The 17,709-nt window shown below is 65.5% G+C and carries 17 protein-coding genes; 13 read left to right on the top strand and 4 right to left on the bottom strand.

Going from position 1 to position 17,709, the window contains the following annotated elements:
* Positions 1–19: 19 nt before the first annotated feature.
* The 7 genes from gnd to VHK65_08385 all read left to right on the top strand — a co-directional run bounded on the left by gnd (position 20) and on the right by VHK65_08385 (position 7,535).
* A complete protein-coding gene (gnd, locus tag VHK65_08415) occupies positions 20–916 on the top strand; it encodes a decarboxylating 6-phosphogluconate dehydrogenase (GenBank protein HVS06177.1) in 897 nt (298 codons plus the stop codon).
* A gap of 2 nt (positions 917–918) precedes the next feature.
* Complete coding sequence (gene zwf / locus VHK65_08410) at positions 919–2,463, top strand: glucose-6-phosphate dehydrogenase (GenBank protein HVS06176.1); 1,545 nt, start codon at positions 919–921, stop codon at positions 2,461–2,463.
* Positions 2,460–3,515, top strand: a complete 1,056-nt coding sequence (locus tag VHK65_08405; protein HVS06175.1) for a glucose-6-phosphate dehydrogenase assembly protein OpcA — start codon at positions 2,460–2,462, stop codon at positions 3,513–3,515. Before zwf ends, VHK65_08405 begins: the two co-directional genes overlap by 4 nt.
* Before the next feature lie 8 nt (positions 3,516–3,523).
* Positions 3,524–4,222, top strand: coding sequence for a 6-phosphogluconolactonase (gene pgl / locus VHK65_08400; protein ID HVS06174.1), 699 nt, complete (start codon positions 3,524–3,526; stop codon positions 4,220–4,222).
* A 179-nt stretch (positions 4,223–4,401) separates the two neighbouring features.
* Positions 4,402–4,584 carry a hypothetical protein gene (locus VHK65_08395; protein ID HVS06173.1) on the top strand — a complete coding sequence of 61 codons (183 nt, stop codon included), beginning with the start codon at positions 4,402–4,404 and terminating at the stop codon, positions 4,582–4,584.
* Positions 4,581–6,770 carry a PBP1A family penicillin-binding protein gene (locus tag VHK65_08390; protein HVS06172.1) on the top strand — a complete coding sequence of 730 codons (2,190 nt, stop codon included), beginning with the start codon at positions 4,581–4,583 and terminating at the stop codon, positions 6,768–6,770. The genes VHK65_08395 and VHK65_08390 overlap by 4 nt, the downstream gene beginning before the upstream one ends.
* A 66-nt stretch (positions 6,771–6,836) precedes the next feature.
* Positions 6,837–7,535: a hypothetical protein gene (locus VHK65_08385; protein ID HVS06171.1), complete on the top strand. Its 699-nt coding sequence runs from the start codon at positions 6,837–6,839 to the stop codon at positions 7,533–7,535.
* A 19-nt stretch (positions 7,536–7,554) separates the two neighbouring features.
* On the opposite strand, the gene fabI is transcribed toward VHK65_08385, so the two are convergent.
* Genes fabI through VHK65_08365 form a run of 4 tightly spaced genes read right to left on the bottom strand, consistent with a single transcriptional unit; the run spans position 7,555 to position 12,006 of the window.
* Positions 7,555–8,352, bottom strand: coding sequence for an enoyl-ACP reductase FabI (gene fabI, locus VHK65_08380; protein ID HVS06170.1), 798 nt, complete (start codon positions 8,350–8,352; stop codon positions 7,555–7,557).
* Between the two features lie 44 nt (positions 8,353–8,396).
* Positions 8,397–9,431, bottom strand: a complete 1,035-nt coding sequence (locus VHK65_08375; GenBank protein HVS06169.1) for an ABC transporter permease — start codon at positions 9,429–9,431, stop codon at positions 8,397–8,399.
* The gene (locus VHK65_08370) at positions 9,428–10,984 is read right to left on the bottom strand and encodes a sugar ABC transporter ATP-binding protein (protein ID HVS06168.1); all 1,557 of its coding nucleotides are present in this window, start codon (positions 10,982–10,984) and stop codon (positions 9,428–9,430) included. Before VHK65_08370 ends, VHK65_08375 begins: the two co-directional genes overlap by 4 nt.
* Before the next feature lie 5 nt (positions 10,985–10,989).
* Positions 10,990–12,006 carry a substrate-binding domain-containing protein gene (locus VHK65_08365; protein HVS06167.1) on the bottom strand — a complete coding sequence of 339 codons (1,017 nt, stop codon included), beginning with the start codon at positions 12,004–12,006 and terminating at the stop codon, positions 10,990–10,992.
* Positions 12,007–12,143: 137 nt separating this feature from the next.
* Here VHK65_08365 and VHK65_08360 point away from each other — a divergent pair, with 137 nt between their 5' ends.
* From VHK65_08360 to VHK65_08335, 6 genes are read left to right on the top strand one after another with little or no spacing between them, the layout of a single operon-like run.
* Positions 12,144–13,406, top strand: a complete 1,263-nt coding sequence (locus tag VHK65_08360; GenBank protein HVS06166.1) for a CaiB/BaiF CoA-transferase family protein — start codon at positions 12,144–12,146, stop codon at positions 13,404–13,406.
* The gene (locus tag VHK65_08355) at positions 13,403–14,194 is read left to right on the top strand and encodes an enoyl-CoA hydratase/isomerase family protein (protein ID HVS06165.1); all 792 of its coding nucleotides are present in this window, start codon (positions 13,403–13,405) and stop codon (positions 14,192–14,194) included. The genes VHK65_08360 and VHK65_08355 overlap by 4 nt, the downstream gene beginning before the upstream one ends.
* A 29-nt stretch (positions 14,195–14,223) precedes the next feature.
* Positions 14,224–15,165, top strand: a complete 942-nt coding sequence (locus tag VHK65_08350) for an MBL fold metallo-hydrolase (GenBank protein HVS06164.1) — start codon at positions 14,224–14,226, stop codon at positions 15,163–15,165.
* Positions 15,162–16,232, top strand: coding sequence for a glycoside hydrolase family 88 protein (locus tag VHK65_08345; protein HVS06163.1), 1,071 nt, complete (start codon positions 15,162–15,164; stop codon positions 16,230–16,232). The genes VHK65_08350 and VHK65_08345 overlap by 4 nt, the downstream gene beginning before the upstream one ends.
* Positions 16,229–16,978: an SDR family oxidoreductase gene (locus VHK65_08340; protein HVS06162.1), complete on the top strand. Its 750-nt coding sequence runs from the start codon at positions 16,229–16,231 to the stop codon at positions 16,976–16,978. Before VHK65_08345 ends, VHK65_08340 begins: the two co-directional genes overlap by 4 nt.
* Before the next feature lie 4 nt (positions 16,979–16,982).
* Positions 16,983–17,708 carry an FCD domain-containing protein gene (locus VHK65_08335; protein ID HVS06161.1) on the top strand — a complete coding sequence of 242 codons (726 nt, stop codon included), beginning with the start codon at positions 16,983–16,985 and terminating at the stop codon, positions 17,706–17,708.
* Position 17,709 lies beyond the last annotated feature (1 nt).

Here is a 17,709-nt window from a genome sequence, read left to right as displayed (position 1 = left end):
GCGAGCGTTTGAGGCGTAAATGGAATTAGCGATGATCGGCCTCGGGCGGATGGGATCGGGCATGACCATCCGCCTGATGCAGGGCGGCCACCAGGTCGTGGTCTTCGATCGATCCGCCGATGCCATTGCGACGCTTGCCAGCAAGGGTGCGACCGGAGCGAGCAGCCTCGAAGATCTCGGCCAGAAGCTCAAGGCCCCGCGCATCTTCTGGCTGATGATTCCAGCCGGCGCTCCGATCGATGACACCATCCAGCGCTTGTCCGCCATCCTCTCGCCGGGCGACATCATCGTCGATGGCGGCAACTCGAACTACAAAGACTCGATGCGCCGCGCGGAAACCCTGCGCTCGCAGCAGGTGGAATTTCTGGATTGCGGCGTCAGCGGAGGCATCTGGGGCCTCAAGGTCGGCTTCAACCTGATGGTCGGCGGCAACGAGGCGGTCTTCAAACAGGTCGAGCCCATTTTTCAGACGCTCGCGCCGCCTGACGGGTATGCCTACGTCGGCCCCTCCGGTGCCGGGCACTACGCCAAGATGGTGCATAACGGCATCGAGTACTCGATGCTGCAGAGTTACGCGGAAGGATTCGAAGTCTTGAAAGCCGCGTCTTTCGGTTTCGACCTTGTCCAGCTCACGCGCCTCTGGAACCATGGCAGCGTCATCCGTTCCTGGGTGCTCGAGCTCGCCGAGGACGCCTTCGCACGCGATCCCGACCTGGCTCACATCAAGGGCTACGTCGAGGACTCGGGCGAAGGCCGCTGGACACTCGAGGAAGCGCTGGAGCATGCCGTGCCCGCGCCGGCACTGGCGATGAGCCTCTTCATGCGCTACCGGTCGCGCCAGGACGATTCCTTCAGCGCCAAGGTCCTGGCAGCGCTGCGCAATGAATTTGGCGGGCACCCCGTGAGGACTGAATAGCAATGGCCCAGGCCACGACCGCACCGCTGACCCAGAATGTCTTGCGGGACGGGCTGATTCTGCTGCCGCGCACGCCGGACCCGGCGGCGATGGTGATCTTCGGTGCCTCGGGGGACCTGACCGCGCGCAAACTGATGCCCGCCCTCTACAACCTCGCCCTCAATCGCTATCTCCCGTCCGGCTTCAGCGTGATCGGCGTCGCCGACACGGCCCTCACCGAAGACGAGTTCCGCGCGCACATGGAGCAGGCCGTGCAGAAGTTCTCGCGAAGCCAGCCGGTCGATCGCGCCGTCTGGCAAAGCCTCGCCGAAGGAATCTCCTACGTCCGGATGCCCTTCGACGACCAGGAGGGATACGGCCGGCTGGCCGCCGAGCTCGAGCGGTTGGATCGCGAGCGGGGAACCGCCGGCAACCGCGTGTTCTACCTGGCGACCGCGCCCCAGTTCTTTTCCGTCATCATCGACCGGCTTGGAGCGTCTGGCATCGCCAAGGGCGGCGATGGCTGGAAACGGGTCGTCATCGAGAAGCCATTCGGCAACGACCTGAAGAGTGCCCAGGCGCTGAACCAGGCGATCCACGCGGTGTTCAGTGAACAGCAGATCTATCGCATCGATCACTACCTGGGAAAAGAGACCGTGCAAAACGTTTTGGTCTTCCGCTTTGCCAACGGGATCTTCGAGCCCATCTGGAACCGGCGCTACGTCGACCACGTGCAGATCACGGTGGCGGAGGACATCGGCATCGAACGGCGTGGCAAGTACTACGAGACCTCGGGCGCCCTGCGTGACATCTTCCAGAACCACCTGATGCAGCTCCTCAGCATCGCCGCCATGGAGGCACCCCCCAACTTCGATGCCGACAGCGTGCGGGACGAGAAGGTCAAAGTCCTCAAGTCGATCCGTCCGATCGACGTCGCGAGTGACGTCGTGCGCGGCCAGTACGGCCCTGGTTGGGTGGCCGGCCAGCAGGTGCCCGGCTACCAGCAGGAGGTGAACGTCTCACCCACGTCAAACACGGAGACCTTCGTCGCGGTCCGGCTCAAGATCGACAACTGGCGCTGGGCCGATACGCCCTTCTATTTGCGCACCGGCAAGCGGTTGCCGAGCCGTGCGTCCGAGATCGCGATCCAGTTCAAGAACCCGCCGCACCTGCCCTTTGCGAAGACCGCCGTCCAGGAGTTGACGCCCAACGTACTGGTGATGCGAATCCAGCCCCATGAGGGGGCCTCGCTGAAGATCGCCGCCAAGATTCCCGGCCCGGTGATGCGCTTGCGCACCGTCAACATGGACTTTTTCTACGGCTCGTCTTTCATGGTCGAGTCTCCCGACGCGTACGAGCGCCTGGTGCTCGACTGCATGCTGGGCGACGCGACCCTCTTTGCCCGAGAAGATGAAGTGGAGCGCGCCTGGGCCCTGGTCGACCGGATCGAGGCGGGGTGGGCGTCGCAGCCGCCGCCGGCATTCCCCAACTATGCCGCTGGCATCTGGGGGCCGCCCGAGGCCGACGCGCTGATCGAGCAGGACGGCCGGCGCTGGAGGCGGCCATGAGCAACGATCACACCGAGCTGACCACCCGGTCCTTTGTCGACGTCCATTCCATCCAGGAAGAGCTGGACCAGGTCCGATGGGGGTTGCACGACGATGGCGCGGGAAGCGAGGCCGCGCAGCACGCCGCGGCGGAAGCCCGTGCCAGCGTCCTCAACCTGATCACCGTAGTGAGCAATGAGCCCGAGCTGGGCGCCGTCACGAGCGTGCTCGACCGACTCTCGGTGACCCACCCTTCACGGACCCTGATCCTCCTTGCGCAGCACACCCGCGAAGCCGACAAGCTGGAGGCTGAAGTGTCCGCCCAGGAGCGGACCGAAAGCGGCCATCGGGTCAGCACCGAACGCGTGATCCTGCACGCGCACGGCGAGCCCGCCCGGCACCTGGCCAGCGTGGCCGCGCCACTGCTGATTCCCGATCTCCCCGTGATCCTGTGGTGGCCGGGGCGCCCGGAGTTCGATAACCCGTTGTTCGACGATCTGTGCGCGCTGGCCGATCGACTGATTGTCGATACCGACGAGGGCTTCGATGATAGGGACCTCACACGCCTTCTCGAGGTGGCCCGCCGGAAGAACGCACGGGCGTCGATCGGCGACCTCAACTGGGCCCGGCTCGTCGCCTGGAGGCACGTCGCGGCGCAGTTCTTCGACATGCCGAACATGCTCGTCCGCCTGGGCCACATTCACGGGGTCTCCATCTTTCACGGAAGCGACGGATTGACGGCCCAGGCGCGGCTGCTTGGAGGCTGGATGCGTAGCCGGATGGCGACGGTCGGCATCGACGTGCCGCTGGAGTTTCGAGCCGATGATTCGCTCGAGCACGGGGTCCATCGCCTCTTGATTTACACCGGTGGCGATGAGGGCCCCGCCCGTTTCAGCATGAGCCGGCTTCGAGGCGGCCGCCTCTCGACGCAGATCCGGCTTGACGATCAGGAGCTTGCCGAGCGGACCGTGCGTCTCGAATCGCGGGCAACCGAGGAGCTGCTGGGCATTGAGCTGACCCTGCCGGGCCACGACGTGCTCTTCGAACAGGCGCTCGCGGCCGCGCTGCAGTAAGCGCCACCGTGGCCGCCGCGATCACTCCGCTGGTCGTCGCCGGACCGGCCGAGCTCGCCGAGGCGGCGGCGTCCTGGACCGCCGAGCGAATCATCGGTGCCGTGACGAGGCGCTTGGCCTGTTACCTGGCCCTCGCCGGGGGCGAGACGCCTCGAGGGTGCTACCAGCGGCTGGCCCTGCCGCCCTATCGCGATAGTCTTCCCTGGGCGTCGGTGTTCGTCAACTGGTCGGACGAGCGGCAGGTGCCACTCGATGATCCGGCGAGCAACTATGCGATGGCGAAGGCGGCACTGCTCGAGCACGTGCCGATCCCACCCGATCACGTGTTTCCCCTGGTCGGCGATCCGACGCCTGCCCTCCGCCGGGTCCCAGCGGATGCGAGCGGCTGGCCGCGGTTCGATGTGATCCATCTAGGTCTGGGGGAGGATGGGCACACGGCGTCGCTCTTTCCGGGCGATCCGGCGCTCCGGGAGGCGCAGGCGCTCGTCGCGGCCGTTCACGATGCGCCCAAGCCACCGCCCGAGCGCCTGACCCTGACGTTGCCGGTGATCAACGCGGCTCGGGCCGTGCTCTTCATGGTGCAGGGAGCCTCCAAACGGGACGCCCTCGCGGGGGTGCTGCGCCGGGATCCCGCCCTCCCGGCTGGCCTCGTGCAGCCGGTGGACGGTGAGCTCGTGTTCATCGTCGACAAGCCGGCTCTCGGCTAGAACCCAGACTCCAGTTGGTCAACTCGCCCTCCGGGGGCTAGCCTTGCCCCCGCCGGGTGCGACCGGTGCATCTTAGTCCCGGACTATAACTTAACTTGTTTCTTGACACGCCCAACTCTAAGTGACAATCTTGTAACGCAGAGACCAACGTAATACACGTCAGGGCAGGGAAAGCAGCAATGGCGATCGCGGGGGCACATCGTTCGGCCGTCCAACCCGGCCATCGGCTCGAGCGCCGTAACCGGCGGCGGAAGACCCGGGCCGCCGCCCGATGGCTGGCTAGCTTGGGAGCCTGGAGCGTCTTTTTCCTGGTCCTCGGCTGGCTGGTTGCCGCTGGCGTCTACGGCCTGGTGAACCCGTGAGGCGCTGCTACGGGCGCCGGCACTCCTACCGGCATACGGACTATCACCTCCGCGAGTGGCACCGCCGACGCCGCGCGAACCTGCAGCGCAACGTGGTCGTCGGCATGATCGCCATGGTGTCGCTGCCGCTGCTGACCGTCCCGGCCATCGCGGCGCAAACGGTGGGTGATCTTCCCTCAGTGACCGGGCTGTCATCAACCAGCCTTCCGCAGGACATGCTGATCTTCGACCGGCACGGGAACCTGCTCGCCGATGTCGGCGACCAGGGCGACCACCGCGTGGTTGTCCCCCTCAGCTACATCTCGCCCAACGTGATCAACGCCACCATCGCCGTCGAGGACCACAGCTTCTACTCGAATAGCGGTGTCGACTTCGGTGCCGTCGTGCGAGCGGCGTTTGCCGACTATTCGCACCACGGCATCAAACAGGGTGGCAGCACGATCAGCCAGCAGCTCGTCAAGCAGCTGTTCATTGGCGCGCATCCGGACAACTCGATCCAGCGCAAGTCGAAAGAGGCGGTCCTGGCCCTCGAGCTCAACAGAAACTATTCGAAGAGCCAGATCCTCGAGATGTACCTGAATACCATCTTCTACGGCAGCCAGACGTACGGCATCGAGGCGGCCGCACATAGTTACTTTCAAACCAACGCGCACGACCTGACCCTGGCGCAGGCCAGCATGCTGGCCGGGCTGCCGCAGGCGCCGACGCAGTACAACCCGCTGGTCAACCTGGCAGCCGCAAAGCAGCGCCAGTTCACCGTGCTGAGTGCAATGGTCGAAAACCATTACATCAGCCAGAAGGAGGCCGACGCGGCCTATGCCACAAAACTGCAGATCTATCCGCCGAGCAATCACTTCCAGGCTCCCTACTTCGTCGACTACGTCCTGAAAACGTTGCGGCAGCAGTACCATATCCAGCCTGGCGACCGGCGCGGCTATCGGGTGTACACCTCGCTCGATCTGAATCTGCAAGTGCTGGCCGAGCAAGTCGTCCGCGATCAGATCGCCCAGAAAGGCAACTACTACAACTTCCACGACGCCGCGCTGGTCAGCATGGATCCAAAAACCGGCGAGATCCTTGCGATGGTCGGCGGCAACGACTACAACCGGCCGGGTGGCTGGATCAACATGGCAGATACGCCGCGGCAGCCCGGTTCGACCTTCAAGATCTTCACTTACACAGCCGCGATCGAAAGCGGCAAATTCAACATGATGACACCCATCCTCGACGCGCCCCTGGTCTTCCCGACGTGGGGCGGCGCGAGCGGCTTCGAGCACTACATCCCTCTGAACTACGACCTGAGGTACCACGGGGTGCTGCCGCTGAAGATGGCGATGGGCAACTCACTGAACATTCCCGCCGTCAAAACGGAGCTGCGTGTCGGCATCCCGAACGTCCTCAGCGTGGCGCGGCGGATGGGCGTGACCCACCTGACGCAGCCCGACGACAACTACTCGCTGAGCCTGACGCTGGGCGGGTACGAAGTCACACCTCTCGACATGGTGACCGGTGTCTCGACCCTTGCGACCCTCGGCGTCCGTCACACCCCGGCGCCGGTGTTGTCGATCAAGGACGCGACCGGCAAGGACGTCTTCACCTATGACCCCGCCAAGAACGAATACCGCGCCATCAGCGAGGACGTCGCGTTCATCATCGGCTCCATCATGTCGGACGACCGCAACCGCTGCCTGTCGTTCGGCTGCAACGGCGACCTGACCCTCCCCGGGCGCCACGTCGCCGCCAAGACCGGGACCACCCAGGCCTTCCGTGACAACTGGACGGTCGGATTCACCCCGACGCTTGCGACCGCGGTCTGGATCGGCAACCCGGATAACACCCCACTCAGTCACAACTCGACGGGGATCGTGGGCGCCGCGCCGATCTGGCATCGGTTCATGCAGCAGGCACTGGCCGCAACGCCCGACCAGTGGTACGCAAAGCCCGCCGGCGTGCACCAGATCGGGCAGAACTACTTCCTGCCCGGCACGGAGAACGTTCGATCGACGCTGCTGGGGTGGCCGACCTGTCGTTTCTGGAGCTACAACCCCTATAACCTGACCTACGCCGACACGCTAGTGGACGGCGTGCCCTGCTCACTCTGGGCCCCGCCGCCACCGCCGCCGGCACCGGCCCCGCCACCAGCCCCGACGCCGCCTCCCGTCCGCCCCGCTTCCCCGACAAACTAGTCCTGCGACGCCCATAATCGGACTGGCGTGCGCCGGGCATGGCACCGATGCGGCTGCGTGGCCCTGATGGCCATCGGGCTGGCCGGACTGGCGGCTGTGCCCGCGGCGGCGAGTGACACCTATCCTGCCTCCGGCCCGCTGGAGATCCGCATCTTCGGCGCGAACGGCGAGGTGCGGGACTTCCTCCCTCGGTCCGCGGAAGACCGGCGGGGTGCCATCGCGCTCGTCAGCCAGATCAGAGGCGCGATCCAGGGCCAGGCCCAACCGATCGAGGAGGCGGCCGTCATGTTGCCGCATTACCGAATCGGGGTGAGCCACCTGGGGCTGACATACGTCACGAGCCCGTGGTCCCGCACATCGGAAACCAGCCTCATCTATTTCCCCGGCGGGCACGCCCCCAGTTTCCTCGTTGTCGAATTCGGTCACGGGGGAGCCTCGCTGGACCAGCAGTGGATCCTGCCGGATCCCGAGGTCGCGGCGCTGCTGCAACGGCATCTCCGGGGTCTGGTACCCATCGGCCTATCAGGACCTGCCGCCCGCGACACGGCTAGAGGGTCGTGGAGCACGGGGATCGGGGTGTTGTTGCTCGCCGGGATCATGCTGCGGCTGTTTGAGGATCGCCGCCGCTGGACCCGCCGCGAGAAAAAAGAAGGAGCGCCGGAAAGGGGACTGACCGGCGCTCCCGGAGGTCGTCGGCCCCTCGGAACACTCGTTAATTCGCGCCGTGGTTACGGACGAATACCCTCCCCATCCTTGGGAGGGTAGGGGTGGGGGGCGTCAGTCCCTAATCGGGCGGCTCGGTGGCGACCTCGGCGCCCATTGCGTGGTATCCGCCATCAACGTGAACGATTTCTCCCGTGGTGGCGGCGCTGTAGTCCGAGAGCAACACGGCTGCCATCTTCGCGACCGGCGTCCGGTCTTCGCTGTTCCAGCCGAGCGGTGCGCGCTGGCCCCACGTGGTTTCGAACCGCTCGAATCCCGGGATCCCTTTTGCCGCCATCGTCTTCAGGGGGCCAGCCGCCAGCGCGTTCACCCGAATGTGATGCTTGCCGAGGTCCCGAGCAAGGTAGCGGGTGACCGATTCGAGTGCCGCTTTGCACACGCCCATCCAGTCGTAAAAGGGCCACGCTTGCGTGGAATTGTCGAAATCGAGTGTCACGATACTGCCGCCCTGCAACATCAGCGGGCTAAGGGCTGCGGCCATCGCCTTGAGCGAATAGGCGCTCGTCCGGAACGCGGTCTGCACACTCTCCCACGGCGCGGTCATGAAGTTGCCGCCAAGCGCATCGGCGGGCGCGAACGCAATCGCGTGAACGAATCCATCCAGGCGGCCCCAGCGGTCCTTTAGAGTCTTTGCAAGCGTGTCGAGGTGCTCCTGATTGTTGACGTCCATCTCGAGGATGTCAGGGGTCGGTTTCATCCGGCGGGCGCTCTTTTCGGTCAGGCTCATGACCCGGCCAAAGCTGGTCAGCACGATATCGGCGCCCTCTTGCTGAGCCGTGTCGGCGATCGCAAAGGCGATGCTGGCTGGGGTGAGGACGCCGGTGACCAGGATCTTCTTCCCCTCGAGGATGCCCGGCATGGCGGTCAGATTCTATCCGAGCCGACAGAACGGGGACTCAGGCACTAGGCGACCGAGGCGACTCGTGTCCGAGCGCGCTCGGCGCGCCCCGCTCGCCATTGGGCGATGGCGACGCTCACGATCAGCAGCAGCCCCGTTGCCACATCCTGGAAATACTGCTGGACACCGAGCAAGTTCATCCCGTTCGAGAGGACACCAAGAATGATGACCGCCAGGATGGTGGCCGTCACGGCACCTTTGCCACCGGTGGTGGCGGCGCCCCCGAGGAAGACGGCGGTGATGGCTTGCAGCTCCATCCCCTGTCCATTCAATGGCGCACCGGAGGTCGTGCGGGCCGCGAGGAGCACACCGCCGAGGCCGGCCAGCGTGCCCGAGATCCCGTAGATCGTCAGGCGTATGCGGGTCAGGTTGATACCTGCGAGGCGGGCCGCCGTTGCGTTGCCGCCCAGCGCATAGATCGACCTCCCGAGGTCTGTGTATTTCATGAGGACGTGACCCAGCACGGCGACCAGGATCAAGATCACAAGGATGACGGGGATGCCGACGAAGGCGTCGCTCTGCAAGAGCCGGCCGGAGCCGAGCCAGGTGAAGTCCGCCTTGGTGCCGACGCCCACCGGATAGCCGTTTGGGGCGATGAGAAAGGCGACGCCTCGGAATGCCGCAAAGGTTCCGAGTGTCGCGATGATCGGATTGACACGCAAGAAGGCCACGATCGAGCCGTTTACGAGGCCCGCGATCAGGCCGGCGAGTAGCCCCGCGATGAGCGCGTACTGCATCCTGCCCCAGGAGGCATTCACGGCAAGCGCGGCCACGACTCCAGAGATGCCGGCGATCGAGCCCACGGAGATGTCGAGTGCTCCGGCGATGATCACGATCGATTCGCCGACCGCCAGCACACCCAACACGGCGATGTTCTGGCCAAGGGAGTTCAGCAGGTTGCGCTGCCCGAGGAAGAATGGTGACTGCGAGACGATCACGGCGATTTCGATCGCCAGCACGATCAGAAGTGACAGGTTTTCGGCGCCGACGAAACGGATGACCGGGCGTAGCCGCGTGGCGGCGCTCGAGAGGCTGGTCATGCTGGTTCGTCGGATGCCAGCCGCTTCTGGGCTTCGACGCTCTGAGAAAGGTGCTCGGCCATAGCAAGCCCCAGTACCGCCTCTTCGGTGGCGCCTTGGCCGGGCAACTCCCCGGCAATCCGACCGTTCTGCATGACGTAGATTCGATCAGAAAGCCCCAGGATCTCGGGCAGTTCGGAGGAGATGAAGATGACCCCGAGCCCCTGGTTGGCAAGCTCGTCGACCAGCCGGTAGATCTCGGCTTTGGCGCCGACATCGATACCGCGCGTCGGCTCATCCAGGATCAACACCTTGGGCTTGGCGGCCAGCCAGCGTGCCAGCACAACCTTCTGCTGGTTGCCCCCGGACAACTTGCCCACTTCCTGGTCGAGTGATGGCGTCCGAATGTTCAGCCGCGCGACATACTCGCTGGCATTCTGGCGTTCCAGCCGGCGCCGCATAAAGTGAAATCGGGACAGCCGACGAAGAATGGCGAGCGAGGCATTCTCCAGGACGCTTCGCATCATGACGAGACCTTCCCGCTTCCGGTCCTCGGGGGCCAGGCCCATCCCGGCACGTACGCCGTCGTCGGGATGGCGGATCGAGGTGCGCCGCCCGTCGACGAACACCGTGCCGCGGTCACGTCCCAGCTCGCCGAAGACCACTTTCGCCAGCTCGGTGCGGCCGGCTCCGACCAGCCCCGCGAACCCCACGACCTCGCCCGCGCGGACCTCGAAGCTCACATCCCGATGCCAGTTGCTGTGGACGTGCTCGACCTTGAGGACCACGCGATCCGTTGCGGCTCGCCGCCGTTGGAAGACGGCGCTGAGATCGCGACCAACCATCAGCTTCACAATCTCAGATTCAGACAATCCGGACGCCGGTTTGACGGCCACCAGCTGACCGTCGCGAAGGATCGCTACGGTGTCCGCCAGGCGCAGGATCTCCTTGATTCGATGCGACACATAGATGATCGCGAGACCGTCAGCGCGGAGCCGGCGAACCAGGGTAAACAGGCGGTCGACTTCTTCGTCGGTCAGAGACGACGTTGGTTCGTCGAGCGCAAGAACTCGGACGTTGGACTTCAGTGCCCGCATGATCTCAATCAGCTGGCGTTGGGCGGATGACAGCATGTCGCCCATCAAGTTCATCGGCAGGACCTTGGTGAAACCGTAGCGGTCGAGATCCGCCCGAACGCGCTCCTCCAGCCCTCGGAAGTCGATGAAGGGCCCACGGTGTGGCAGCTCGCCCAGGAAGATGTTTTCGGCCACCGCGACGCCGGGGACGATCTCTGGCTCCTGGTAGACGACCCGAACACCTGCGCGATGGGCATCCAGCGGATTCGTGAATTTCACGGCCTGACCGCCGAGGCTGAGGCTTCCGGTGTCCGGCTGATAGTCGCCGTTGATGATCTTCAGCAGTGTCGACTTGCCGGCGCCATTCTCGCCCAGCAGGGCGAGGATCTCACCGGGTCGCACCTCGAGCGAGATGTCGCGAAGCGCCTGAACGTTTGGGAACGCCTTGCTGACGCCCCGGATCTCGAGTCCGGGGGCGTCAGCGGGAGCGCTTGGCATGTCTCCTATTTAGTGCACGGGAACAGCTGCGCGTAATCGTTGGAGTGGACGATGGTCGTCTTGGCGATGGTCGAGGCCGGCAGCGGCACGTTGTTCTGGACCTTATTCCAGAGCGCGTCGGCGGCCGCAATGCCCACGTCCTTGCCGGAGATGTAGAGGGCCGCCTTGAAACCAGAGGGCTGATTGGCAGCCCATGGCTTGCAGGCCTCGTAGGCGCCGAGACCGACGGCGATAATGTTGTCGGGTTTGGCCCCAGCGGTTGTGAGGGCGTTCAGCGTGCCCAGGACCCCTTCGTCGTTGCAGGCGAAGACGATCCAGTTGGTGACGTTGGGATGCGCGGTGATGATCGGCCCGGCCGCGGTTTGTGCGGCGGCCGTCTCCCCAGTGTAGGGGACCGGATAGATGCTGGAGGACGCGACCCCTGCCGCCTGAACCTTCGCCTTCTCGGCGGTGGTGCGGTCGTTGCACACGGAGAGGGTCTGCACCTCGACGGAGAGCACGCCAACCTTCTTGCCGGAGGTGAGCCAGCCGGCGGCGGTCAGCAGTTTGGCGGCTTCGTCGCCGACCTTGCCGCCCATGTCGGTGCCACTGAAGCCGACGAAGGGAATGGGGTTGCCCGAGGAGTCCTTGATCGCGTCGTCCGTGGCGACCAGCGCGACCTTAGCGTCCGCCGCGGCTTTGGAGACGGCCGGCCCGATGGTCTGGTCGGGGACGGTAATCGCGATACCTTTGGCGCCTGCCGAGATCGCGTCATTGACCTCGCTTATGCCGGTGTTGGCGTCGAGCTTGGCATTGTAGAGCTTGGCCTGGCCGCCCTTCTTCTCGATTTCCGCCTTGAACGCCTGCTGCTGGTCGATGAAGTACTGCTGATCGGCGCTCTTGTTAATGCCGACGAAAAGCGGTTTGGCAGAGCTACCGCCCGCGGTGCTCGAGCCGCAGGATGTCATGACGAGTGTGGCGATCACACTAAGGGCGGTCAAGGCGCCCATCTTTTGTAAGCTCCCCAGAGTCGAGTGCTTCACGTTCTCCCTCCTTGGCTCCGCGGAGCCTAATCGCCGATGATCGTACCCGGTCGGCCCGGGCGTCGACTGGCCTCATTTGACCAGCACCTTCCCGTAACCCATAATCGCATTAGTAATACTTAATGGCAAGAGGGTAAATGACGCAAGCCGACGATAGCCCCGGCCAACTGGGAACCAGGGGTGCCCTCGATGGCATCACCGTCCTTGATTGCACCCAGATGCTGGCGGGACCCCTCGCCGGCCTACGCCTCGGTGACCTCGGCGCCGACGTGTTGAAGATCGAGGCGCCCGGGTCGGGTGAGTTCAACCGGACCCATGGTTTCGAGGACATCACCGCGGCGGGGGAGATGACGACCTTTCTGGCGCTCAACCGCAACAAGCGCAGCGTCGTCATCAATCTCAAGAAGCCGGATGGGCTGGCCGTGATGCACGACCTGGTTCGGCAGGCGGACGTGCTGATCCAGAACTTCCGGGTCGGGACCGCGGATCGCATCGGGATCGGGTACGAGCAACTCCATGAGATCAACCCCAGGCTCATCTACTGCGCCATCACCGGCTACGGGTCGCAGGGCCCCTATCGCAACCGGGCAGGGCAGGACCTGGTCCTCCAGGGTTACAGCGGCTCGATGTGGTCGGTGGGCAAGGTCGGCGATCCGCCGCTGCCCAGCGCCTTGTGGGCGGCTGATGTCATGAGCGGCTACCAGGCGGTGGTCGGCGTTCTGGCGGCGTTGAATGCTCGCAATGCCACGGGTGGCGGCCAGTACGTGGAGGTCGACATGCTCTCGTCGGTGCTGGACGCGCAACTGCAGGAGCTCGTGACGTACCTCAACTCCGGACGGCAGCCCACCCGAATGCAGGAGCCGAGCGCTCACGCGTTGATCCCCGCTCCCTACGGGGTCTACCAGACCCGCGATGGCTGGCTGACCATGGCCATGTGCTATCTGCCCGACCTCGGCGAAGCCCTCGACGACGACTGGCTCAAAACCCTGGTCCGCTACAACGACGGGGCCATTCATCGCAATGAGATCTACGCTCGCATTCGGCCACGTTTTTCCGAGCGCACCACGGCGGAGTGGTTGGAGATTTTGGAGAGGTGCGGCGTGTGGGCCGGCCCGGTCTACGACTATGCCCAGCTGGAGCGAGACCCGCATGTGGTCGCCACCGGGACGTTCACGGATCAGGCGCAGGGCGGTGGTGTCATGGTCCGAACCCTTCGGCCCCCGCTGACCATGTCCGCGACCCCACTCGCGATTCGGCGAGGTGCGCCTCCGCTTGGGGCTCACACGGCCGAAGTCCTTACCGAGAAGCTCGGCTACGATCGCAGCCGGGTTGCCCGGTTGATAGCCAGCGGCGCAGTTGGCGCGGCCCGTTCATCGGGCTCGCCTGAGGAGGTGGCATGACGGCGAACGACGGACAGGTCAAGCTTGAACGGAACGGATTTGTCGGCGTCGTCACGATCGATCGGCCCGCGAAGCTCAACGCGATGACGGTGGCGATGGATCGCGAGATGAACGCGATCACCTACGAGGTCAACAACGATGATGCGATCCGCGCGGTGCTGCTCAACGGTGCGGGTGAGCGCGCCTTTTCCGCCGGTAGCGACATCACCGATCTGGACGGCTACGGATCGAATTGGCAGTACCGCAACCGGTTCGACGCCGGTACCGACTACGCCCACGCCGTGTGGCGAATGCGCAAACCGGTCGTCGTGGCCATCAATGGCTACGCCATCGGAGGCGGCCTGGAGATGGCGTGCGCGTCAGACATTCGGCTGGCCACGCCGGAGTCAAGCTTTGGCGCCGGCGAGATCCGCTGGGGTTGGCACGGAGGATCCGGACAGACCCAATTTCTCACCCGCGCGATCGGCCCCGGCCATGCCCTGCGCCTGCTGTTGACCGGTGATCGCATCGATGGCCGCGAGGCCCATCGGATTGGCCTCGTGCAGGAGCTGCTGCCCAAGGAGGGACTGATGGAGCGTGCCCTCGAGCTCACGCGGACCATCGCGTCTCGGCCACCGATCGCGGTCCAGTCCGCGAAGAACCTGGTCCGTGTCGCGCAGAGCGCCTCGGTCGAGGTCGGTCTTGCGTACGAGAACGACATGTTCTCGTACTTGATGCTGACCGGGGATGCGGCCGAAGGGCGGCGTGCATTCGTGGAGAAGCGCGAGCCACAGTTCAAAGGGGAGTAGCGATCGAGGTCGCGCCCGGTATTCATCGCGTGGACACCGCGCTCGGCACGCGGGTGTCCAGCCTGTATGTATTCGCCGGCCGCGAGCACTCGCTCCTTTTCGACGTGGGCGTGGACGGCACCGCCCAGAAGGATCTCGTGCCGTACTTGTCGACAGTGGGTCTGGACCCTCAGCACATCCGGTGGGCCGTCATGTCTCACGCCGATGTCGATCACTTCGGAGGTCTCGCGTCCCTGCGGGAGATGAACCCCGATGCGATCTGCGTCGCTCATCGGCTTGACGCCGAGCTGATCAGCGACTATGCGACCTACGAGGCGCGACGGGCCAGGGAATTTCGCCGGCCGTGGGGCCTCGATGAGTCGCCGGAGGCGCTGGCGTGGACGCGGTCGGTCACTCGCGAAGGCCCCCTGGACCTGGTGGCGACGGGTGGAGAGCGCGTCAGCCTCGGCGACGGTTGGGAGCTGGAGATCTTGCACGTGCCTGGGCACACCTATGGTCACCTCGCGATCTACGACCCGCGGAGCCGAGCCCTGGTCGTGGCCGACGCGGTGCTCGGAGACATGGTGCCGCATGCGGACGGACGGGCCGCCTTTCCGCCGACCTATCGGTATGTCGATAGTTACCTGGCGAGCATCAGCCGCTGCGAAGCGTTGCGGCCTACGGTGCTGCTGACGGCGCACTACCCGACGATGCCGTCCGAAGCAGCCAGCGACTTCCTGGCCCGCAGCCGGATGTTCGTGGAGAAGGTGGACGAGGTCGTCCTGGACGAGCTCGATGCGGCGGGCGCCCGCGGCCTGAGCCTGCGCGAACTCGTGGTTCGAGCCAATCCAAGACTCGGATCGTGGCCGTCCGAAGGTACCGAGGTCGCGCTGGCCTTCCCGGTGGTGGGCCACCTCGAACGCCAGTTGGCGCTCGGCCGGATCAGCGCCTGGCAGGCCGAGGACGGCTACCGCATTCGGAGCCTCCGATGATGCTGACCGAGACGTTGCGGCGCGTGGCGGACCAATTGATCCTGCTCCCGTATAAGACCTGGAGCTTTGGGGACTCGATCGGATTCGAAGGCATGGTGGCCGCCTCCAACGCACTCTCGGACGATCGGTGGCTGCGGTTCGCACACGGCTTTGTGCGTGCCTGGGCGACGCGCGCAGAGCCCTACGTGCGCCTCGACTGCACCGCACCAGGCCTCGCGATGCTCCAGATTTACCGGGTCACCGAAGACTCACTCGTGAAGGATGGGGCCCTCGGGCTGGCGGATTACCTTGTGACACGACCCCGAATCGGGGGCGTCTTTGCCACGTGGGAGCACTCGCCATTGCAGCACCCCTATGGGCCAGACACCCTCAGTTCGGCGGAGCGGGCATTGATCGCCAACCCGCCTGCCGGCGTCTTCGTGGACTGCCTCCACTTCGACCCGCCCTTTCTGGTCGCGCTGGGCGCGGTGACCGGCGACCAAGGATGGGTCGATGAGGGGGCGCGACAAGCAATGGGCTACGTCCGCCTGCTGCAGACCGAAAGTGGTCTATTCGATCACTTCGTGCTGGAGGGATCCGACCGCACCTACGGTCCCGGATGGGGACGAGGCCAGGGCTGGGCGTTGCTGGGTCTGCTCGATGTCCTCGACGAGCTTCCCCCGGGGCATGCCTGCCGTCCTGAGCTTGCGGATTCGGCGTTGCGGTTGATCGGCGCCATGATCCGGTTGCAGCGCGACGACGGCCACTGGGATGTGGTCGTCGGCGACGCCGCCTCCGGCGATGAGACCTCGACGGCCGCGTTCATGGCCGCCGGCTTCTTCCGAGCGGCACGTACCGGCGTCGCCGGCAATGCGGCGCGCGTCGCGGCCGACCGCGCGTTGCAAGCCGCCCTCACGTCCACGGACGAGCACGGCATCCTGAACGGCGTCTCCGCCGCGGTCAACGCCTGCACTCTGCCATCCCACTACGCCCACGCGCCCCGGGGCTTCAACGTCCCATGGGGAGAGGGTCCGCTGGCGCTGGCCCTTGCCGAGCGACTCGGGCACGAGGCTCCCGAGGCCGAATGATCCGTTTTACAGGACGGGTCGCCTTGGTCACGGGGGCGGCATCGGGGATTGGGGCCGCCACGGCCCGGCGGTTTGCCGAGGAAGGGGCGTCGGTCATCCTGGCCGATATCAATGAGGCCGCGGCCGAGCGGGTCGCGTCCGAGCTCCGAGACGGCGGCCGTGACGCGTCCGCCATCCGGTGTGACGTCTCCAGCGCCGACGACTGGCGCGCACTGGCAGCCAGGGTGCGGGAGCGCCACGGACGGCTCGATGTCATTCACAACAATGCATACGTGCCGGTCGAGCTCGCACCCGCGCACCTTCTCGACGAGCGTTCCTGGGAACGGCAGCTCGCAGTCGACCTCAGCAGCGTGTACCTCTCGGTGCGAACGTTCCTGTCGGATCTGCGAGCCGTGCGGGGCAACATCGTCAACTCCTCGTCGGTCCAGGCCCTGTTGGGCTTCCATTCCCACCCGGCCTACGCCGCGGCGAAGGGGGGCATCATCGCGTTGACCCGACAACTTGCCGTTGAGTACGGTCCGGAGGTCCGTGTCAACGCCGTCCTTCCCGGCCCTATTGTGACGGGCGCCTGGGATTCCGCGAGCGCCGCGGACCTGGAGCGCGCCGCGGCCGGTACGGCCGCCGGACGGATGGGCCGCCCGGAGGAAGTGGCGGCCGCCGTCGTCTTTCTGGCCTCGGATGATGCGTCCTACGTCACGGGTGCGACCCTCCTCGTCGATGGCGGCTACACGGTCAAGAAAGACTGAGGCCATGGGTCTGCACAGGCAGGTGGTCGAAGACCTTGGCCGCCGAATCGGAAACGGCGATCTGCGGCCCGGTGACGTCGTGGAAATTCCTGAGCTCGAGGGCCGGTACGGGGCGAGCCGGACCGCGGTTCGCGAGGCGTTAAAGGTTTTGACCGAAAAGGGGCTCCTCGAGGCCCGGCCGCATTTTGGAACCTACGTGCGGCCCCGGACCGAGTGGAATGTCCTGGATGCCGATGTCCTCGTGTGGCAGGGTGATCCAGCAACCAATCTTCCGCTGCTGCGACGCCTGGACGAAGTGCGGCGCATTGTCGAACCGCAAGGGGCGCGGCTCGCGGCCGAGAGGCGGTTACCGGCAGACCTGCGGGCCATGAAAAAGGCGTTGCAAGAGCTGGAGCGTGCCAAACAAGCGGCGGACGTGGCTGCCGCGGATCTCCACTTTCACCGAGCCGTGCTCGCGGCCACCCACAACGAGCTGCTCGAGCGCCTCGGGGTTGTCCTGCAGCCCGCCCTGCGGTTGCGTGACCTGGTCGCCTTCCCGTGGGAGCATACGGATCCAGCGTCAATTGAGCTCCACCGCGCGGTGTTGGTGGCCGTCGAAGGGCAACGGCCGAAACGGGCGGAGCAGCGCATGCGCGACCTGCTCCGCAAAGCCGCGCGAGACGCAGAGCGCGCTGCCCGCCGTCGTTCGGCTCGACCGCGTTCGCCGGCTGGCGGGGGCGAGGCTTGGTGAC

Source organism: Candidatus Dormiibacterota bacterium, from assembly GCA_035544955.1.
GTDB lineage: Bacteria > Chloroflexota > Dormibacteria > CF-121 > CF-121 > CF-13.
The sequence above is the reverse complement of the archived record's forward strand: the minus strand, read 5'-3'. Positions and strand labels throughout refer to the sequence as shown.

What these genes read in the sequence shown, in the direction of transcription:
- gnd (HVS06177.1), top strand. Translation starts at nt 20, where the DNA reads ATGGAATTAGCGATGATCGGCCTCGGGCGGATGGGATCGGGCATGACC.
- zwf (HVS06176.1), top strand. Translation starts at nt 919, where the DNA reads ATGGCCCAGGCCACGACCGCACCGCTGACCCAGAATGTCTTGCGGGAC.
- VHK65_08405 (HVS06175.1), top strand. Translation starts at nt 2,460, where the DNA reads ATGAGCAACGATCACACCGAGCTGACCACCCGGTCCTTTGTCGACGTC.
- VHK65_08395 (HVS06173.1), top strand. Translation starts at nt 4,402, where the DNA reads ATGGCGATCGCGGGGGCACATCGTTCGGCCGTCCAACCCGGCCATCGG.
- VHK65_08385 (HVS06171.1), top strand. Translation starts at nt 6,837, where the DNA reads ATGGCCATCGGGCTGGCCGGACTGGCGGCTGTGCCCGCGGCGGCGAGT.
- fabI (HVS06170.1), bottom strand. Translation starts at nt 8,352, where the DNA reads ATGCCGGGCATCCTCGAGGGGAAGAAGATCCTGGTCACCGGCGTCCTC.
- VHK65_08375 (HVS06169.1), bottom strand. Translation starts at nt 9,431, where the DNA reads ATGACCAGCCTCTCGAGCGCCGCCACGCGGCTACGCCCGGTCATCCGT.
- VHK65_08370 (HVS06168.1), bottom strand. Translation starts at nt 10,984, where the DNA reads ATGCCAAGCGCTCCCGCTGACGCCCCCGGACTCGAGATCCGGGGCGTC.
- VHK65_08360 (HVS06166.1), top strand. Translation starts at nt 12,144, where the DNA reads ATGACGCAAGCCGACGATAGCCCCGGCCAACTGGGAACCAGGGGTGCC.
- VHK65_08355 (HVS06165.1), top strand. Translation starts at nt 13,403, where the DNA reads ATGACGGCGAACGACGGACAGGTCAAGCTTGAACGGAACGGATTTGTC.
- VHK65_08345 (HVS06163.1), top strand. Translation starts at nt 15,162, where the DNA reads ATGATGCTGACCGAGACGTTGCGGCGCGTGGCGGACCAATTGATCCTG.
- VHK65_08340 (HVS06162.1), top strand. Translation starts at nt 16,229, where the DNA reads ATGATCCGTTTTACAGGACGGGTCGCCTTGGTCACGGGGGCGGCATCG.
- VHK65_08335 (HVS06161.1), top strand. Translation starts at nt 16,983, where the DNA reads ATGGGTCTGCACAGGCAGGTGGTCGAAGACCTTGGCCGCCGAATCGGA.